At 72.0% G+C, this 17,547-nt stretch carries 15 protein-coding genes; 2 read left to right on the top strand and 13 right to left on the bottom strand.

From position 1 onward, the window contains the following. The first annotated feature begins 12 nt into the window (after nucleotides 1-12). Nucleotides 13-609 (top strand): NAD(P)H:quinone oxidoreductase, encoded by a 597-nt coding sequence (gene wrbA / locus DWB05_RS11815; RefSeq protein ID WP_114377391.1) that lies wholly within the window; start codon nucleotides 13-15, stop codon nucleotides 607-609. Nucleotides 610-633: 24 nt separating this feature from the next. Here wrbA and DWB05_RS15105 read toward each other — a convergent pair whose 3' ends face one another. From DWB05_RS15105 to DWB05_RS11785, 5 genes are all read right to left on the bottom strand, one after another. Beyond that, complete coding sequence (locus tag DWB05_RS15105; protein WP_232818523.1) at nucleotides 634-882, bottom strand: hypothetical protein; 249 nt, start codon at nucleotides 880-882, stop codon at nucleotides 634-636. A gap of 456 nt (nucleotides 883-1,338) precedes the next feature. Continuing rightward, nucleotides 1,339-2,127, bottom strand: coding sequence for a DUF1800 family protein (locus DWB05_RS11805; RefSeq protein ID WP_232818522.1), 789 nt, complete (start codon nucleotides 2,125-2,127; stop codon nucleotides 1,339-1,341). Nucleotides 2,128-2,456: 329 nt separating this feature from the next. Beyond that, entirely contained in the window at nucleotides 2,457-3,992 is a 1,536-nt protein-coding gene (locus tag DWB05_RS11795) for a tripartite tricarboxylate transporter permease (protein ID WP_114377389.1), read from the bottom strand. After that, nucleotides 3,989-4,438 carry a tripartite tricarboxylate transporter TctB family protein gene (locus tag DWB05_RS11790; protein ID WP_157967178.1) on the bottom strand — a complete coding sequence of 150 codons (450 nt, stop codon included), beginning with the start codon at nucleotides 4,436-4,438 and terminating at the stop codon, nucleotides 3,989-3,991. The genes DWB05_RS11795 and DWB05_RS11790 overlap by 4 nt, the downstream gene beginning before the upstream one ends. A 116-nt stretch (nucleotides 4,439-4,554) precedes the next feature. Further along, nucleotides 4,555-6,846 (bottom strand): fused MFS/spermidine synthase, encoded by a 2,292-nt coding sequence (locus DWB05_RS11785; RefSeq protein WP_198669153.1) that lies wholly within the window; start codon nucleotides 6,844-6,846, stop codon nucleotides 4,555-4,557. 155 nt (nucleotides 6,847-7,001) lie between these two features. Here DWB05_RS11785 and DWB05_RS11780 point away from each other — a divergent pair, with 155 nt between their 5' ends. Further along, nucleotides 7,002-7,916, top strand: a complete 915-nt coding sequence (locus DWB05_RS11780) for a Gfo/Idh/MocA family protein (protein ID WP_114377386.1) — start codon at nucleotides 7,002-7,004, stop codon at nucleotides 7,914-7,916. A 7-nt stretch (nucleotides 7,917-7,923) separates the two neighbouring features. Here the strand turns inward: DWB05_RS11780 and DWB05_RS11775 are convergent, their stop codons facing one another. The 8 genes from DWB05_RS11775 to DWB05_RS11740 all read right to left on the bottom strand — a co-directional run bounded on the left by DWB05_RS11775 (nucleotide 7,924) and on the right by DWB05_RS11740 (nucleotide 17,444). After that, the gene (locus tag DWB05_RS11775; protein WP_232818521.1) at nucleotides 7,924-9,318 is read right to left on the bottom strand and encodes a peptidoglycan -binding protein; all 1,395 of its coding nucleotides are present in this window, start codon (nucleotides 9,316-9,318) and stop codon (nucleotides 7,924-7,926) included. 92 nt (nucleotides 9,319-9,410) lie between these two features. Beyond that, a complete protein-coding gene (locus tag DWB05_RS11770) occupies nucleotides 9,411-10,553 on the bottom strand; it encodes a MotA/TolQ/ExbB proton channel family protein (protein WP_114377384.1) in 1,143 nt (380 codons plus the stop codon). Then, the gene (locus DWB05_RS11765) at nucleotides 10,550-11,422 is read right to left on the bottom strand and encodes an OmpA family protein (RefSeq protein ID WP_232818520.1); all 873 of its coding nucleotides are present in this window, start codon (nucleotides 11,420-11,422) and stop codon (nucleotides 10,550-10,552) included. The genes DWB05_RS11770 and DWB05_RS11765 overlap by 4 nt, the downstream gene beginning before the upstream one ends. An 83-nt stretch (nucleotides 11,423-11,505) precedes the next feature. Further along, entirely contained in the window at nucleotides 11,506-12,291 is a 786-nt protein-coding gene (locus DWB05_RS11760; protein ID WP_114377383.1) for an inositol monophosphatase family protein, read from the bottom strand. 79 nt (nucleotides 12,292-12,370) lie between these two features. Next, entirely contained in the window at nucleotides 12,371-12,940 is a 570-nt protein-coding gene (gene efp / locus DWB05_RS11755) for an elongation factor P (protein ID WP_114377382.1), read from the bottom strand. A 45-nt stretch (nucleotides 12,941-12,985) separates the two neighbouring features. Continuing rightward, the gene (locus DWB05_RS11750) at nucleotides 12,986-14,065 is read right to left on the bottom strand and encodes a lysine-2,3-aminomutase-like protein (RefSeq protein ID WP_114377381.1); all 1,080 of its coding nucleotides are present in this window, start codon (nucleotides 14,063-14,065) and stop codon (nucleotides 12,986-12,988) included. Between the two features lie 92 nt (nucleotides 14,066-14,157). Then, complete coding sequence (locus DWB05_RS11745; protein WP_114377380.1) at nucleotides 14,158-16,143, bottom strand: glycosyltransferase; 1,986 nt, start codon at nucleotides 16,141-16,143, stop codon at nucleotides 14,158-14,160. After that, the gene (locus DWB05_RS11740) at nucleotides 16,140-17,444 is read right to left on the bottom strand and encodes an HlyD family secretion protein (protein ID WP_114377379.1); all 1,305 of its coding nucleotides are present in this window, start codon (nucleotides 17,442-17,444) and stop codon (nucleotides 16,140-16,142) included. Before DWB05_RS11740 ends, DWB05_RS11745 begins: the two co-directional genes overlap by 4 nt. Nucleotides 17,445-17,547 lie beyond the last annotated feature (103 nt).

Genomic DNA, 17,547 nt, shown 5'->3' with positions numbered 1-17,547 from the left:
GCGGAGGAAGTGATGGCGAAGATCCTCGTTCTCTACTACTCGACCTGGGGCCATGTGCTGGCGCTCGCCGAGGCGGTGGCGGAGGGCGCGCGCGGAGCCGGAGCCGAGGTCGCGATCCGGCGCGTGCCGGAGCTGATGCCGGAGGAGACTCTGAAGGCGATCGGCGCCAAGACGGACCAGCCGCATCCGGTGGCGACGGTCGATGAGCTGCCGGCCTATGATGGCATCGTGTTCGGCACGCCGACGCGCTTCGGCAACGCTGCCGCGCAGCTTCGCAACTTCCTCGATCAGACCGGCCAGCTGTGGATGCAGGGCAAGCTCTACGGCAAGGTCGGCTCGATCTTCGTCTCCACCGGCACCGGCGGGGGCAACGAGAGCACGATCCTGTCGCTGCTGCCGACCCTGATGCACCACGGCATGATCTACGTCCCGCCGGGCTACGGGGCGGCGGAGCTGATGGACCTTTCGGTGATGCACGGCGGCAGCCCGTACGGTGCCGGAACCATCGCCGGACCGAAGGGCGAACGCGCACCGCTGCCGCAGGAGCTGGCGGTCGCCCGCCTGCAGGGCAAGCGCGTGGCCGAGGTGGCGGCGAAGCTGTTCGGCTGAGAGGGCGGCCCGGCGGAGGGGCGGTCAGACCAGGCCGGCGAGTGGGTGCACGGCGGCGGAGTTCGGGAACACCACGGTGTCGAGCAACGCCGCCGGCACGCCGAGATGCGCGCCGAGCAGCGCCTTCGCTACCGACCGCAGGTCCGTCGTCGGGCGCAGGTCGCGCCCTTCGAGCAGCGCCGCGAGCGAGAAGGCCGGGCCAGTCGCCCAGCACCCGTCCGCCGCGGATCGCGACGCCCGCGCGGTCCGCCGCCCGGTTGGCTGCAGGACCACGGTCGGGGTCGGTCTCCGCCAGCACCTCCAAGGCGAAGCGTCGCGCGATGCGGCCCTCGGCCATGGCGGGGCCAAAGAGCAGGTCGCGGGCATAGAGCGCGGCGAGACGCTCCATGGTCTCGGCAGAGACGGGGACGGGGCGCGGCGGTGTCACGCTCGCCGCGTGGGCGGGCCCGCGCAGGAGAAGCGGCAGGCCCTGGCCGAGGGCGACGGCACGGCGCGAGGGGCCATCCGCCGGCCCGGTCTCCGCCGGCCACAGGGCGGCGACGGCGCGATTGAGCCAACCGTCCTCCAAACGGCGTTCCGCCCCCGATTCGAGCGCGTCCTGCGCGTCGAAGTGGCTCCGCGTCCGGTGGGGCCCCGCCACCGCGTGCACGATCGCCGCCTCGCCCGCCGCCTACCAGGCGCCGCGCGTGGCAAGCGCGGGATGCAGCCCAAAGCGGCCGCCGAGGTCGATCAGGCCACCCTCCGCTCAGGGTGAGCGGCGCGCGCAGCTCGACCAGCAGAGGGGCGCCGTAGGGCTGCACGGCGGCCAGCCCATCGAGGCCGCCGCGCAGGATGACGACGACGAGGCGCGCCTCGCCCGGAGCGGCGGCGAAGGCGACGCGGTGCGCCCCGGCGGCGAGGGCGGTGAGGCCGAGCAGGAGGCCGCGGCGGCCCAGCGGCATCGCGCGATCTCCTCTGGAAGGCCGGGGAGGCGAGACCGAGCAGCACGCCCTCGCGCACCGACGGCGCGCCGCGCACGGCAGCCCGCGTCTCTGCATCCGCCAGCGGGCCGAGCACCGCGTCCAGGAGCTCGCGCGGATCGGGCGGGTCGGTCAGCCGTGCGGCGAGACGGCCGGCCCAGTCGATGCGGCGCAGGATCGATTCGGGTGCTGCCCAGGCGGCGGCCTCGTCCGGCCAGCCCTTCGGCGAGGGCGCGGTGAACAGGGGCTGGCCGAGTTCGCCGAAGGCGGCGAAGCGGGCGGGCGGCGGCAGCGGGGCGCCGGTCGCGCGCAGGGCGGCGATGACGAACGCCGCAGGCGTTCGGAGCTTGGCGAGCGGGGCTTCCCACGCGAGCGGGTGCTCGATCAGGGCGCGCATCGCCGCCCCGAGATCGCCGCCCGTTTCGGCCAGCCGCCGTTCCACCGTCGCGACGAGGCCCGCCGGCGGATCATCGGCGACGTAGGGGCGGACGAGACGGAGGGCGAGCCGCTCGATCACCGGCGTTTCCGCCGTCGGCCTGTGCGCGGGGAGCGCGATCATGCTCTGCTGGTAGGCGGTGGCGATCGGGCTTGGCGTGCCGGGGGGGCGGGCGGTTGCGCTGGGTTTCGAGCAAGGTGGCGAGGCCTTGCTCGGCGGTTGGATCCGCCTGATCGAGGGAAGAGGGCAGCGGCGGGACGCGCTCGAGCTGGGCCAGCACCCAGCCCTTCGGGTCGTGGGCGATAGCCGCGCACTCCCCGGGCCGCGGACCGAGCCCGAAGCGGATGGCGGCGACGGCGCCAACCCGGCTCATGACCAGACGCTAGCGCGGAGCCCGGCGGCAGCGCAGTGACGAAGGGTAACGGGTGGCCGCTGCTGCCCGGCCCCGCCCGTCAGATCGGTGCCGAGAAGCCCTCCGCCCGCTTCGGCTTCAGGCTCGACCAGAGGGCGAGCAGCAGGAGAACGGCGGTGATCGCGACGAAGGTCGCCGAAATCGGGCGCTCGAGGAAGACCATCGGGTCACCGCGGGCGAGCAGCATCGCGCGCCTCAGGTGCTCCTCCATCAGCGGACCGAGCACGAAGCCGAGCAGGAGCGGGGCCGGTTCGAAGCGCATCAGGTTCATCGCGTAGCCGACGAAGCCGAACAGAATGCAGGTGACGACGTCGAACACCGAGTTGTTCACCGAATAGACGCCGATCACCAGGAAGACGAGGATGGCGGGGTAGAGGATCGAGTAGGGGATGCGCAGGATCGCGACCCAGATGCCGATCAACGGTAGGTTGAGGATCACGAGCATCACGTTGCCGATCCAGAAACTGGCCGCCAGGCCCCAGAAGAGCTGCGGATGCTCGGCCACGAGCCGCGGCCCCGGCTGGATGCCCTGGATGATCAGGGCGCCCAGCATCAGCGCCATCACCACGTCGCCCGGAATCCCGAGGGTGAGGGTGGGGATGAAGGCCGTCTGCGCGGCGGCGTTGTTGGCGGCCTCCGGCGAGGAGATGCCCTCGATCGCGCCATGGCCGAACCGTTTCGGCTCGCGCGCGATCTTCTTCTCGAGCGCGTAGGCGAGGAAGGCGGAGATGGTGGGGCCCGTGCCCGGCAGGGCACCGAAGAAGGAACCGATGGCGGAGCCGCGCACGGAGGAACCGGGGATGCGCCGCCAGTCCTCGCGCCCCGGGTCCATCGCGCGCCAGAAGTCGCGCGTCCAGGGCAGCACGGACGAGCGGTAGGTGCTCCGCTGCTGCGCCACCCGGCCGACGGAGTTGATCACCTCGGCGATGCCGAACATCCCCATGGCGAGGGAGACGAGGTTGATCCCGTCGGCGAGCGGCAGGAGACCGAAGGTGAAGCGCTGCTGGCCGGTCTGCACGTCGGTCCCCACCAGGCCCAGGGCGACGCCGACCACCACCATCGCCACCCCCTTGAGCGGCGCACCGGTGGCGACGGTGGAGGCGGCGACGAGCCCCAACAGCATCATGGCGAAGTACTCGGCCGGGCCGAACTTGAGCCCGATCTCCGCGAGCGCAGGGGCGAAGCCGGTGAACAGCAGGATACCGATCGAGGAGCCGATGAAGGACGCCAGCGTGGTCGCCATCAACGCCACACCGGCGCGGCCTTGCTTCGCCATCGGGTAGCCATCGAGGCAGGTGACGGCCGAAGACGGCGTGCCGGGCAGGTTGAGCAGGATGGAGGCGGTCGAGCCGCCGTAGTTCGCCCCGTAGTAGATGCCGGCGAGCATGATGATCGCGCTCGTCGCATCGAGGTGGAAGGTGACGGGCAGCAGCATCGAGATGGTGGCGAGCGGCCCGATCCCCGGCAGCACGCCGATGAAGGTGCCCATGAAGACGCCGACGAAGCACCAGAACAGCGTCTTCAGCGAGAAGGCGACGGAGAAGCCCATCGCCAGGTTGGCGAGCAGGTCGCTCATGGGTTCCACCGGAAGGGCTGGAAGGGGATGCCGAGGCCCCAGGCGAACAGCACGACGGCAAGGGCGGCGAGGCCGAGGGCGAGCAGCGTGGTGCGCAGCAGGCGATAGGGGCTTTCGCCGAGGGCGGCGACGAACACGAGCGCCACGACGGCCGGAACGACACCGAACCGTTCCACCGTCAGCGCGAACACGCCGGTCGCGGCGATGACGGCGATCAGCGGGCGGAGGCGGATGACGATCGGGTCACCGGCGCGCAGGAAGCCCAACAGCGCGATCACGCCGCCCAGGCCCGCGACCAAGAAACCGACCCAGGCGGGGAAGTAGCCCGGGCCCATGCGCCGCGCCGTGCCGTAGGCGTAGTGTTCGAGCGCGTAAGCGCCGAACCACAGTCCGAAGGCGACGAGGAGGAGCCCGCCCACGACGTCGCCGAGATCGATCCGGCGCATCAACGGCCTGCCCCGGGGCTTGCATCCGCCTCCGTCATCCTCCGCCTCCGTCTCGTTTCGTTGCCCGGCGGTATCATGGCCGCCGAGGAAGGCCAAGACGGCGACGGGCAGGACACTCAGTGCCAGGTGCCGTCCGGCCACTCGACGGGATTGTTGAGGTAGTACTCGTCGCGGGGGAAGAGGTCGGTGTTGATCTCGCCCTCGCGGCGCACCGTCTCCGGCCCCCAGACCACCGCCTGGGCAGCGATCATCTGCGCAAACGCGCGGGGATCCACCCCGGCCCGCTGCGCCCAGGCGCGGAAGGCCGCGCTGTCGAGCCGGGCCAGCACCTCGTCCGGGTCCCACGGGATCGGCAGGTTCGATCCGATCAGCACCGAGATCGGGCGCAGCAGGATGACGTGCGGGAAGACCGAGACGAAGGACTGCACCACCCGCTTGGTCGGCGCCCATTGCACGAAGATCCCGCCCTCGTTCAGGCTGTCCCTCACTTGGCGCAGGAACTCGACGGAGTAGAGCATGCCCGAGTGCGAGGTGTAGGGCAGGATCGCGTCGGCCTCGATGACGTCCCAGCGCCGGCCTGAGACGAAGATCTCCCGCCGCCCGTCGCCCACCGCGAGCTCGAAGCGCGAATCGCGGGCGAGCCAGGCGGGGGCGCTGTTCGGCGCAAGCCTGGCGTAGGCGCGGATGACGTCGTAGACGGGCTGCACGAGTTCGATCGCGCGCACGGTGCGGGTCTCGGGGCGCCAGCCGGCGGCGTAGGGCGTGCCCCCCGAACCGACCCCGATCACCATCACCTCCTTCGGCATCGGGTGGATGGCGGGGCCGATCGCGCCGAGGAAGACGTGATGGGGGTGGAACGGCACCCGACTCTGCGCATGGCCGGAGATGAACATCGGCCCCTCGCCATCCTTCAGCCGGAGCACCACCACACCGGAGCGGTCCTCGGCGACGAGCCCTGTCTCGCCATCCTCGTCGACGGCGTGGATCCGGCTCCACCACGCCTCGTTGCGCGGGAAGACGACAACGAGGGCGACGAGTGCCGCGGCGAGCGCAAGCCCCGCCCGCTCGCGCTGGCCTTCCGACGCGGCGAACCAGGTCCACCACAGAAGCATCAGCCCGGCGAGCAGAACGAGAGCCGATGTGGTGCCGGCGGTGCCGAGCAGATGGAGCATCACCAGGCCCGAGGCGAGCGAGCCCGCCGCGTTGCCGACGATGTTGCCGAGCTGGACCATGCCAACGCGGAAGCCGACCGAGGCGAGGTCGCGCTGCACCGCCTTCTGCACCAGCGGGAAGCTCATGCCCAGCAGGAAGGCGGGCGGCCCGACGAGGACGGCGGCGAGCAGCGACAGCCGGGCGAGTGCCGCCGTGCCGACCCGGTTCGCATCCACCCCCATGGTTTCGGCGAAGGGCGGGAAGGGGTAGATCAGCCACAGCCCGAGTAGAGTGAGGGCGGCGACGAGCGCGGCCCAGCCTTGCAGCAGGATGAAGGCGCGGCGCGGATCCTCCACACGCGCCACCCAACGCGCGCCGTACAGGAGGCCCGCCCCGTCGGCGAGCAGGAACACACCGAGGATCAGCGGGAAGGCGTAGGCCGAGCCTTGGCCCGCGATGCCGAGCACGCGCACCCAGAGGATCTCGAGGGCGACGATGAGGAAACCGGAGAGGAAGACGAGCAGCGTCCAGGCGGGAAGACCGAGCGCGCTCGCCTCGCGCCGGGCCGCGATCGCGCGCGCCCGCGGGGCGGGCTCTGGCCGGTCGGGCGACAGCCAGGGCCGTATCAGCAGCGCGGCCGCGGCGGCGAGTGCATTGAGCACCGCAGCGGCGCGCAGCGACGCCTCGAAGCCGATCGTGCCGACGATGAGGAAGCCGCCGATCAGCGTGCCGGCGGCCGCGCCGAGCGTGTTGATGCCGTAGAGGAGGCCGATTCGGTTCGCCGCCTGCTCGATTCGCGCCACCACCGCCTTGGCGAGCACGGGAAGCGACAGGCCCATCAGGAAGGTCGGCACCAGGAGCCCCGCGAAGCAGACGGCGAACACCTCCCAGCGGCTCGTCATCAGGGGCCCGAGTTCCTCCACCACCAGGTCGTACAGGAAGGGGCGGGAGAGGAGGGCGAAGCCGGCGATGCCGAGTTCGATCAGCGCGAACGCGGTGGCGGCGCGGCGCGGCGCGAGCCGGTCGGCGGCCAGCCCGGCGGCGAGCGAGCCGAGGCCGAGCCCGAGCAGGAAGGCGCCGACGACGAGGGCGGCGGTCACCGCATCCGAGCCCGCGAACAGGCCCAGCATGCGCTGCCAGATCACCTGATACAGAAGCGCGGCGAAGCCCGAGGCGAAGAATGCGCCGCCGAAGACCCAAACGACCGCACGCTCGCCCTGCCGGGCGCGCACCGGCGCCGCCACCATGCCGTGCATGGACCTCCCCTGACCGTTCTTCCCGTTGCCGACACCACATGCGCGCCGAACGGCGCGGTGTCGTATCGAAACGGCAATCTGCCGCCTCTTGGATCGTTCGCCAAGGTGTCGGAAGGAAGGCGCGGAACGAACCGAACCGTGGAGCATTCTCCCGTATGTCGTCGCCCGTCCGTCTCGCCGTCGTCGGCGCCGGCCATTTCGGCCGCTACCATGCCTTGAAGGCGGCCGCCGATCCGCGCGTCGATCTTGTCGGCATCCTCGATCGCGATCCCGCCAAGGCCGAACGTCTCGTCGCCGAAACCGGCGGCCGCGCCTTCGCCTCGCTGGAGGAGGCGCTCGGCGAGGCGGAGGCGGTGATCGTCGCCGCCTCGACGCGCGCGCATTACGAGCTCGGCCTGCGCGTGCTGGGCGCGCGCCGTCATCTGCTGATGGAGAAGCCGCTCGCCACCCGGCTCGACGAGGCGGATGCGCTCGTTGCGGCGGCGAAGGCCGCTGAGGTGGTGCTGCAGGTCGGCCATCTCGAGCGCTTCTCCGCCGCGCAGGGTCTGCTCGGCCGTTTCGTGCGCGATCCCTTCGCCATGGAGTTCCTCCGCCACGGGCCGTTCCGCCCGCGCGGCACCGATGTCTCGGTCGTGCTCGACCTGATGATCCACGACATCGACCTCGCCCTGGTGCTGGCGGCCGCCGTCCCGGTTCAGATCGAGGCCGTCGGGCGCGCCGTGCGGTCGCCCACCCTCGATGTCGCGCTCGCGCGGGTGACGTTCGCGAACGGAAGGGTGGCGCAGTTCAGCGCCTCGCGCCTCGCCCCCGCCGTGGAGCGCGTGGCGCGGCTCCACGACGGCGAGGGATCGGTGGTGGTCGATCTCGTCGCGCGCCGCCTGCTGCGGACACGGAACGATACGGTGGAAAGCGAATCCTGGCAGGAGGCCGATCCGCTCGCCGCCGAACTCGCCGCCTTCGTCGCCGCGGTACGCGGCGAGGCGCCCGTCGTGGTGGATGGCGAGGCGGGGCGGGCGGCGCTCGCGGTCGCGCTCGCGATCGAGGAGGCGGCGTTGGCCTCCGCGCGCTGACGAAACCTCAGCGGTCGGTCAGGCGGAACTCGATGCGGCGGTTGCGGGCGAGCGCGTCGGGCGTGTCGCGCGGGTCGATCGGCTGGAACTCGCCGAAGCCCGTGGCGGCGAGCCGGTTTTCCGGCACGCCGAGGAGCGCGAGCAGGCGCACCACGGTGATCGCGCGCGCGGCGGAGAGCTCCCAGTTCGACGCGAAGCGCCCGCCCGGCGCGATCGGCGTGCGGTCGGCGTGGCCGTCGACGCGCAGGATCCAGGGGATCTCGGGCGGGATCTCGCGCGCAAGCTCGCGAATGACGCCCGCGATGCGGCGGATCTGCTCCGCCCCTTCCGCGTTGAGGTCGGCCGAACCGGGCGGGAAGAGGATCTCAGAGGGCAGCACGAAGCGATCGCCCACCACCTGGATGTCGGCGCGGTTGCCGAGCACCTCGCGCATCTTGCCGTAGAACTCGCTGCGGTAGCGTTGCAATTCCTCGACCCTGGCGGCAAGCGCGAGGTTGAGGCGCTGGCTGAGATTGGCGATCTGCGCGTCCTTGTCGCGGCCCGATTCCTCGGCGGCATCGAGGGCGGCGGCGAGGCGGGCGATCTGGGCGCGCAGTTCCGCGATCTGGCGGTTGAGGAGAGCGACCTGGGCGCGGGCGGTCTCGCCCAGGCGGCGTTCCTCCGCCAGCATCGCTTCGACGGCGCGACGGCTCTCCTCCTCGCTCACCGCCCGCGCGGCGGCGCGCGCCACTTCCGCCTCCAGCCGATCCCGCAGGGCGGCGAGGGCTTGCACCTCGGCGCCGAGGCGCGCGAGTTCGCTCAGACGCGCGGCGATGGTCTCCCGTCCGACCTGTACCTCGCGATCGAGAGCCGCCGCCTCCTCGCGCAGGCGCGCGAGTGCGGCGCGCTCCTCCTCCAGGGCACGGCGGGCTTCGGCGAGGGCGCGCGCGGTCTCGGCCTCGGCGCGGGCACGGGTGTCCGCCTCGATCCGGGCCTGATCGGCCCGGGTCAGCGCCTCCGCGAGCTGCGCCTCGAGCCGCGACAGGCGATTGAGCGCCACTTCTGCGCGGCCTTGCGCATCGGCGAGCAGCCCGGCGAGGCGGTCGCGTTCGCGGGCGAGCGCGTCGCGTTCGCTGCCTGCCCGATCGCGTTCGGCGAGTGCCGCCTCGAGGCGACGGGCGAGGGTGTCGCGCGCGGCGGAGGCCGCACGCAGGTCGGCGGACAGCCGGGCGACCGAGGCGCGCAGTTCCTCCGAGGTGCCGCGTTCCAGCGCCAGCATGTCGGAGAGTTCCGCGATCTGGCGATTGAGCCGCGCCAGCGCCTGGTCACGCCCCGAGAGGGCGGCGGACAGGAAAGCCTGGGCGAGGACGAAGACGAGCAGGACGAAGATGATGACCATCAGCAGCGTGGACAGCGCGTCCACGTAACCGGGCCACGGATCGAACCCCCCTCGGCTTCGCCTCGACTGCACGGCCGGCATCGCGCCTCTCCCGCTCGCTCCTCAGGCGCCGCCGCTCACCGCGGCTGCTCCTCGGCCAGCGCCGCGATCGTGCGGGCAAGGAGCTTGATCTCGCTCCGGATCTCATTCGTGCTCTGCACGCGGCCCTGCGTCGTCTCGTCGAGAAGCCGGGCGAGATAGACCTCGATGTTGCGGATGTGCGCCCGGGTGGCGTCATCCAGCGCGCCGACCGACTGCGCATCCGCCAGCCGCGCGAGCACTGGGCGAAGCTCGCTCTGCCCCTCCGCCACCTTGAGCAGGAGCTGCTGCGAGGCGCGCATCTGGTCGGTGAGCTGGCCGAGGCGTTCGGTCAGCGACAGCACGGCCTGGTTGGCGGCGATCCGCCCCTCCTCGCCGCGCGCGAGAATGCCCTGCAGGCTCTCCAGGTTCTCCGCCGTCTGCTCGAGGAGCGCCTGCACGTAGAGCGGCACCGAGCCCCCGCCCTCGCCCTCCGCACCGAGCGCGCCGGAAGAAAGACGCGTCTGTGTGGCCAGCAGTTCCTCGAGGTCGTTGAAGAAGCGGTTCTGCGCCTGGCCGGCGGTGAGGTCGAGGAAGCCGAGCACGAGGGCGGCGCCGAGGCCGAAGAGCGAGGTGGAGAAGGCGGTGCCCATGCCCTTCAGCGGCGCCTCCAGCCCCGACTTCAGCTGGTTGAACAGCATCGGCAGATCGCCCGTGCCGATGCTCATGCCCGCGATCACCTCGCCGATCGAGGTGATGGTGAGGAGAAGCCCCCAGAAGGTGCCGAGGAGGCCAAGGAAGATCAGCAGCCCCACCATGTAGCGCGAGAGCTCGCGACTTTCATCGAGCCTGCTCTGGATGCCGTCGAGCAGGCTGCGCATGGCGAGGGCGGAGAGGGTGAAGCGCTCGCGCTTCTCGGCCAGCATCGCCGCCATCGGTGCGAGGAGGCGCGGCGCGGGCAGCCCGGCGAGGCCCGGGCGGTTGCGGCGGAAGGTCTCGAGCCATTCCACTTCCGCATCGAGCGCGATGACCTGGCGCACCGTGTAGGCGATGCCGAGGACGAGCACGCCGAGGATCAGCGCGTTCAGCGCCGGATTGGCGGCGAAGGCCTCGATGAGCGGGGCGTGCAGCACGGCGGCGAGCGCACCCACGGCGGCGAGGAACCCCGCCATGCGCAACAGGAACGGGCGGGGGCGCGTCACGAGCGGGAGCCTCCGATCAGAATGTCGACACGGTCGGGCGGGCCCTCGCCGGCGGCAAGCCCGAGGGCGCGGACGTCGATTCGGGTTGCGCGCACGCCCTCCTCCATCAGCGCCGCGCGCACGGCGAGCGCACGGGAGAGCGAAAGCCTGCGCGCGACGGAGGGGTTCGCCGGGTCGCCGCCGGCGTAGGCGTTGATGGTGAGGCGGACGGTCTCGTCCTCCGGCAGGGCGGCGGCGAGAGCTTTGAGGTCGGCCCGCATGGCGGGGGTGAGGTCCTGACTGTCGCCGGCGAAGAGGAGGCGGAGGGGGGCGAGCGTGCCCGGCGCGCGCACGACGCGGACCGGCGGGGGCGCGGCAGGGGCGGAAGGCGTCGGCGGCGCTGCGGCCGCTTGGCCGACGGCGGGCGCGGGCGGTTGTGCCGGCACGGGGCTCGGTGCGGTCGGCATGGGTGCCGCCGGCACCGCGGCGACCGGGCGTGGCGGCGGCTCGGCGAGCGGCGGCGGGAGCGGCAAGGGGGGGACAGCTTCAGCCCTCACGGGGGGCGGGGCCACCGCCTCGGGCGGCAGGGGCAGGGGCGCGGGCGAGTTGGGGGGGGCCGCGGCCGTCGGCGGGGCGGCGGGCTGCACGGGACGGCGGACCGGGCGCTGGGGCTGCGGCCTCGTGTCCGGCGTCGGTGAGAGGGTTTCGGCGGCGAGCGGCAGGCCGCTCGCGCGTGGCGCTTCGGCGGGTGCCCGCGGCGCCGGGGGTGGGGGGCCGAGACTGTCCAGCACCGAGCGATCGACGCGCACGGGGCCGTCGCGCGCGGCGGCCGCCGCGGCGAGCGCAGCCGCGACCATCACCCCCGCCGAGGCTCGAACCACCCACGCCATGCCGTGCAGGATGACCGTCTTCCGCCGATCCGGCGAGACCCTAGCGGATCACGACGCGGCGCACCACGACCGCGACCCTTGCCTCAGGCGGCGGCCTCGAGCCCGGCCAGCACGATCTCGCGCAGCCGCCCGTGCAGATGCGGGTTCGCCGCCACCACGTTGCCCGAGGCGAGGGGATCCCCACCCTTCTCGTCGGTGACGAAGCCGCCCGCCTCGCGCACGAGCAGGATGCCCGCCGCGATGTCCCAAGGGTTGAGCCCCAACTCCCAGAAGCCCTCGTAGCGGCCGGCCGCCACCCAGGCGAGGTCGAGGGCGGCGGAACCGAAGCGCCGCACGCCGGCGACCTCCGGCATGATGCGCTCGAGGGTGGCCGAGAAGGCGCGCTTGGTGGGGAGCGCGGCGTAGGGGATGCCGGTGGCGAACAGGGCCTCCGCCATCTCGCGCCGGGCCGACACACGGATGCGCCGATCATTCAGGTAGGCCCCGACCCCCTTCTCGGCGACGAAGAGCTCGTTCTGGGCAGGCGAGAAGATCACGCCGGCGACGATCTCGGTGGTCTTGGCCAGACGCCGCTCGAGCGCGATCGAGATCGCCCAGTGCGGAATGCCATGCAGGAAGTTGGTGGTGCCGTCGAGCGGATCGACGATCCAGCGGAACTTCCACCCCTCCGGACCGTGCGTGCCGCCCTCCTCGAGCAGGAAGGCATGGTCGGGGCGGCCCTTGGCGAGTTCGGCCTTCAGCGTCGCCTCCGCCGCAAGGTCGGCCTGGCTGACGAAGTCGGAGGGCCCTTTGATCGAGACCTGGAGCTGTTCGACCTCGCCGAAGTCCCGCAACAACCGGCGCGCGGCCTTGCGGGCCGCCGCCACCATGGTGTTGACGGCCGGAGAGAATTGCGGGGGCGCCACGGGCGGGACCGAGCGGTCGGGCGAACGGGGGCAGCGGAGCCGGTCAGCCCTTGGCGCGCTCGACATAGGTCGCGTCCTCGGTGCGGACGACGACCTTGTCCCCGGTCTCGATGAAGGGCGGCACCATGATTCGCACGCCGTTGGACAGCACGGCGGGCTTGTAGGAGGAGGCGGCCGTCTGCCCCTTCACCACCGGGTCGGCCTGCGCGACCTCGAGCACCACGGTGGGCGGGAGGTGCACGGCGACCGGCTCGCCTTCCACGAGATCGACCGTCAGCACCATACCCTCCTGCAGGAACTGCTTGGCTTCGCCGCAAAGGTCGGCCGGCACCTCGATCTGCTCGAAGGTCTCCTTGTCCATCAGCGTGAGTATGTCGCCGGTGGAGAAGAGGTAGTCGTACTCCTTCTCCTCGGTCATCAGCCGTTCGACCGTATCCACCGTGCGCCAGCGCTCGTCCTTCTTCGCGCCCGTGCGCAGGTTGCGCATCTCGACCTGGATCACGGCCGCACCCTTGCCGGGCGTGTTGATCTGGCTCTTGAGGATGGTCCAGCGCTCGCCCTCGTGCTCGATCACGTGGCCCGGGCGCATCTGGTTGGCCTGCATCTTCGGCATGGCGAAACGGCGATCCGTCTGCAGTGTCGGGGGTCGGGCGGGGAGTTAGCCGCTTTCCGCCGCTGCGGCAACGCCGGGGGGCAGGGCGTGGGGGGCGCCCGAGGGGTCGATGGCGACGAAGCCGCCGTCGGGCGTGGGGAGCAGGCGGGGCGCGTTCGCCTCCACCTTGCCGGCACCACCCGGGATGTCGAGCACGAGGGCGGGGATGGCGTGACCGGGCAAGCGGCCGCGCAAGCTCGCGTGCAGGGCGCGGGCGCGCGCGAGCGGCACGCGGAAGCGGGCGGTGCCGGGGGCCGGGTCGAGCAGGTGCAGGTAGTGCGGCTTGACCCGGGCCCTGATCAGCGCACGGAACAGGGCCTCGAGCGCCTCCGTGCTGTCGTTGACGCCCCGGAGGAGGACGGTCTGAGCGAGGAGCGGAATGCCGCGCGCGCGCAGGCGGTCGAGCGCGGCGAGGGCCGAGGCGGAGAGTTCGCGGGCGTGGTTGACGTGCACGAGGAGCCAGAGCGGGGGACCATCGGCGAGTGCGGCGACGCGTTCGTCGGTGATGCGCGCGGGGTCGGCGACGGGGACTCGGCTGTGCACGCGCACGGTCTCCACGTGCGGCATGCCGGCGAGGCGGCGAAGGATGTGCGCGACGCGTCGGGCCGAGAGAATGAGCGGGTCGCCGCCCGTGAGGATCACCTCGCGGATGGCGGGGGTCGCGGCGATGTAGGCGAGGGCGGCGTCGAGTTCGGCCTCGGTCAGCGTGCCGCCGTCCGGCCCCACCCGGTCGCGTCGGAAGCAGAAGCGGCAGTAGACCGCGCAAGCGAGGGTGGGGAGCAGCAGCGCGCGGTCGGGATAGCGGTGAACGACGCCGCGAACGGGGCCGTGCGGACCATCGCCCGTCGGGTCGGCGGCCTCGTCGGGAAGCGTGACGAGCTCCTCAACGTGGGGAACGTATTGCGCCGCGATCGGGTCGGCCGCGTCGGTGGGGTCGATCAGCGCGGCGACGTTCGGCGTGACGGCGACGGCGTAACGGTCGGCGACGGCGGCGAGAGCGGCGGCGTCCTGCCGTGCGACGAGGCCGGCAGCGGCGAGGGCGGGGATGTCGCGGAGCGTGCGGGCGGGCGGCGGGCCGTCGAACATGGGGCGCCATGTAGCGCGCGCACCGCTGGCGGGCGAGCCGCCGGGCCGCTGCCGTTCGGCCCATGCCGGCGCGGGCGCCGCGGCGACTGCTGTCAGGCCGCCTTGGCCGGAGCGGGCGGCAGGAAGATTCGCGCGAGGAGTTCGGCGGCGATGCGCCGCCGCCGCTCCGGGCCGAGGGCGGGGCGGTGGTGTTCGGACAACAGGCGCAGGATGAGCGCCTCGCGCGCCGCGTCGGAAACATCGGTGAAGGCGAAGGCGAAACCACCGTTGCGCTGACCGACGAGCCGGGCCTGGAGCGGCGGCACGTTGCGCAGGGCGACCGTCACGCGCGCTGGCAGATCGGTTTGCAGCGGCTGATCAGGCCGGACGAAGGCACCGCCGAGCGAAAGGTCGACGAGCGAAACCGGGATCGTTCGGTCGCCGACCCGGAGTTGCGCCGCCTCGCCGCCCATGTCGAACCGCTCCTCGGCCCGCTGGGGCGGGCGTCCGGTCGCCATCACGCCGACCAGCACGAGCACGACGGCATTGTAGACGGCCCAGCCCGAGACGATCGGAATGAGCGCATTGCGATCGACCACCTGCGTTTCCACTGTCGCGTTGATCAGCAACCCGACGATGGTGGCGAGGAGGATCGTCGCGGCGATCGTCAACACCAGGTCGTCGCGGTTGGCCGCTCGTCCGTCCCGCCCCTTTGGTGTCACCCTGAACGGGTGGCCGAATGGCCGAACGAATGTCCACAAAACGGCGGGCAGCAGCCGCACGCAACTGAACGCGGAGAGCACGACCGCTGGCAGGGGCTGGTAAGCGCCCTGCGAGAGGCGGACGAAAGCGGCGAACAAGGCGACCACGGTCGGGATCTGATACTGCAGGACCTCGACCAGTGTCAGATTCGCGATCGGAACAATGCCGGTGAACATGAAAACGAGGGGGGCGAGCAGGGCGAAGGCCTGCACGAGGCTGCCCGAGATCCAGTGCGTGGGGAGGAAGAAGAGCCGGTGCAGGAAGGAGAGACCGGGACCGAGCGGACCGTGCCTGAGGAAGAGGATCTGAATCGCGCCGCGTGCCCAGCGCGCGCGTTGCACGAAGAAGGCGGCAGTCGATTCCGGGGCGAGACCGAGGGCGAGTTTTTCGTTCAAGTAGCGCGTGACGTGGCCGCGCCGCAGCAGGACGAGGGTGGTGAGCATGTCCTCGGTGATCGAGCCTTCGGGCAACCGGCCGCCGATTTCCGCGATCGCGGAACGGCGGAGGATGCCGTTGGAGCCGCAGCAGAAGGCGGCGTCCCAGGCATCGCGGCAGGGCATGATCTCGTCGAAAAAGAGCCGCTGGTCGTCCGGCAGCACGCGATGCAGCGCAAGGTTCTGCTGCATCGGATCCGGGTTGTAGAAGGCGTGCGGGGCCTGGACGATGCCGACGCGCGGATCCTCGAAGAACCCCATCATGCGGTAGAGCATGTTGCGACGCGGCGCGAAGTCGGCGTCGAGCACCAGCACGAAGGGGGCCGAGGTGCGGGCGAGGGCTGCGTTGATGTTGCCGGCCTTTGCCCCCCTGTTGTCGGGCCGGGTCAGATAGCCCACGCCCTTTTCGGCGCAGTAGCGGGCAAGCCACGCACGCCTGCCGTCATCGCAGACCCAGACGCGCACGTCGGGCCAATCGAGCGCGCGGGCGCAGAGGATGGTGCGTTCCAGCACCTCGAGCGGCTCGTTGTAGGTGGCGATCAGCACGTCCACGGCCGGCAGCGTGCGCGGGTCGGCCGCCCGCAGGCGCGCCTCATGCCGATCGGCCTCGGGCGAATTGTCGCGCCGGCGCGACATCATCAGGGCGAGCACGAGCCCATCGAACAGGCCGAGGAGTTCGACCGCGAAGAAGGTGAGGATGAACACGCGGTCGGCCGGCCCGATGCCAGGACCATCGAGCGTCGCCGTCATGCGCCAGGCGAGATAGCGCAGGACGATCAGCAGCAGGCCGAGCACGGTCAGCACGCGAGCGAGGCGATCGTGTCGCAGCTCGGAAACCAGCAGGTAGGCGCCGAGCACTGCCGCCAGCGGCAGGAAAGCGGCGGCCGGAACGTCGTGGATCACGGCCCGCTCGCGGGCTCGGCGGCGGCGGGCGGTGTGAGCGACTTGGCGAGGCTGGAAACAAGGTCGCTGCCGCGGCGCCAGAGCGCGAGGGCAAGCTCGGCCGGGTTCCAACCCGGGCCGGCAGGGAAGGAGACCTCCGCAAGCCGACCGATGCCGCAGAAGGAGCCGTCGGACGGATGGGCCAGGCGTTCGGCGGCGTCGGCCGGCAGCGCGACCCGGACCGTGAGCCGCGCGCCAGGCTCGCCCGGCAGTTCCGCCGCGGCGAGGCTTCGGCTGGCTCTCGCGCCCGCCCCGCGCAAGGCGGTGACCCCGCCCTCCAGGGCGAGACCGCCGGGCAGACGCACCCGTGCCGTCTCCCCGGGCCCCACGGCGGCGAAGGCCCGGTCCGGCAAAGAGACCTCGACGAACAGTCGGTCGCAGCGCACGAGGTCGAGCAGCGTCTCGCCGGCGCCGACGGGCGCTCCGGGAGCGACATGGCGCTGCCAGACCAGCATCGGCGTCTCGATGCGCTGGGAGAATGCGGCCCGTCGGCGCGCCGCCTCCTCCTCGACCGCCAGGGCGGCAACCAGCACGCGCTCGCGCGCCTGCGCCTCCGCCAAGCGGTCGAGCGCCGCTTCGCGCATGATCAGGATCCGGTCGCGCTGTTGCACGCTGTAGGGGACGTCGTTGTAGCCGTCGCGCAGATGCACGCCGATCGCGAGCGCGCCGATTTGCGCCTCGATGCGCGCGATGCGGGCGGTGAGCGCCTCCTCCTCCGACTCGGCGGCGGCGAGGGCGGCACGGGCCGCCTCCACGCGCGGCGCGGCGAACAGGCCGCGCCGGTGCATCTCCTCGGCGTGGGCGAGCTCCACCGCCGCCTGGCTGGCGCGAGCCCGCGCGGCATGGCGTGCAGCAGCGGCTTCGGCACGCTCGCGCAACAGCACCTGCTCCGCCGCGGCGACGAGCTTCCTCCCCCGCTCCGTCACCTCGCGTTCATGGGCAGCGAGCACCGCCAGCGTCTCGTTCAGCCGGTCAATTTGCGCCCGCACGCTCTCGAGCTCCTGCGCAAGGCGGAACCGCTCGCGCTCCTCGGGCACGAGGCGATGCACGAGCACCACCTCCGTTCCAGCCGGGAGGACGGTGCCGGGCTGCGGCAGGGCAGCATCCGCCACGCCGGCGATGGGAGCGGAGAGGCGAACGAGATCGGCATTCACCACTGCCGCGGTGGAGATGCGGTGTGTGAGGTGCGGAAGGCCCGCAGCGGCGGCTGCGCCGAGCAATCCGACCCCGAGCAGAATGCGACTGAACCGGCGCGCCAGCATGGACGGCTCCTTAATGCACACAACTGCGAGTAGGCCATACTACCCGTAAAAATTGCATTAAGGCCAAGCCTTGCTCCCCAAAAGACCCGGCGACATCACGGTC

Origin of the sequence: Elioraea thermophila (ex Habib et al. 2022) (assembly GCF_003336755.1) — a bacterium.
Lineage (GTDB): Bacteria > Pseudomonadota > Alphaproteobacteria > Acetobacterales > Acetobacteraceae > Elioraea > Elioraea thermophila.
This window is presented reverse-complemented; position numbering and strand designations above follow the sequence as displayed.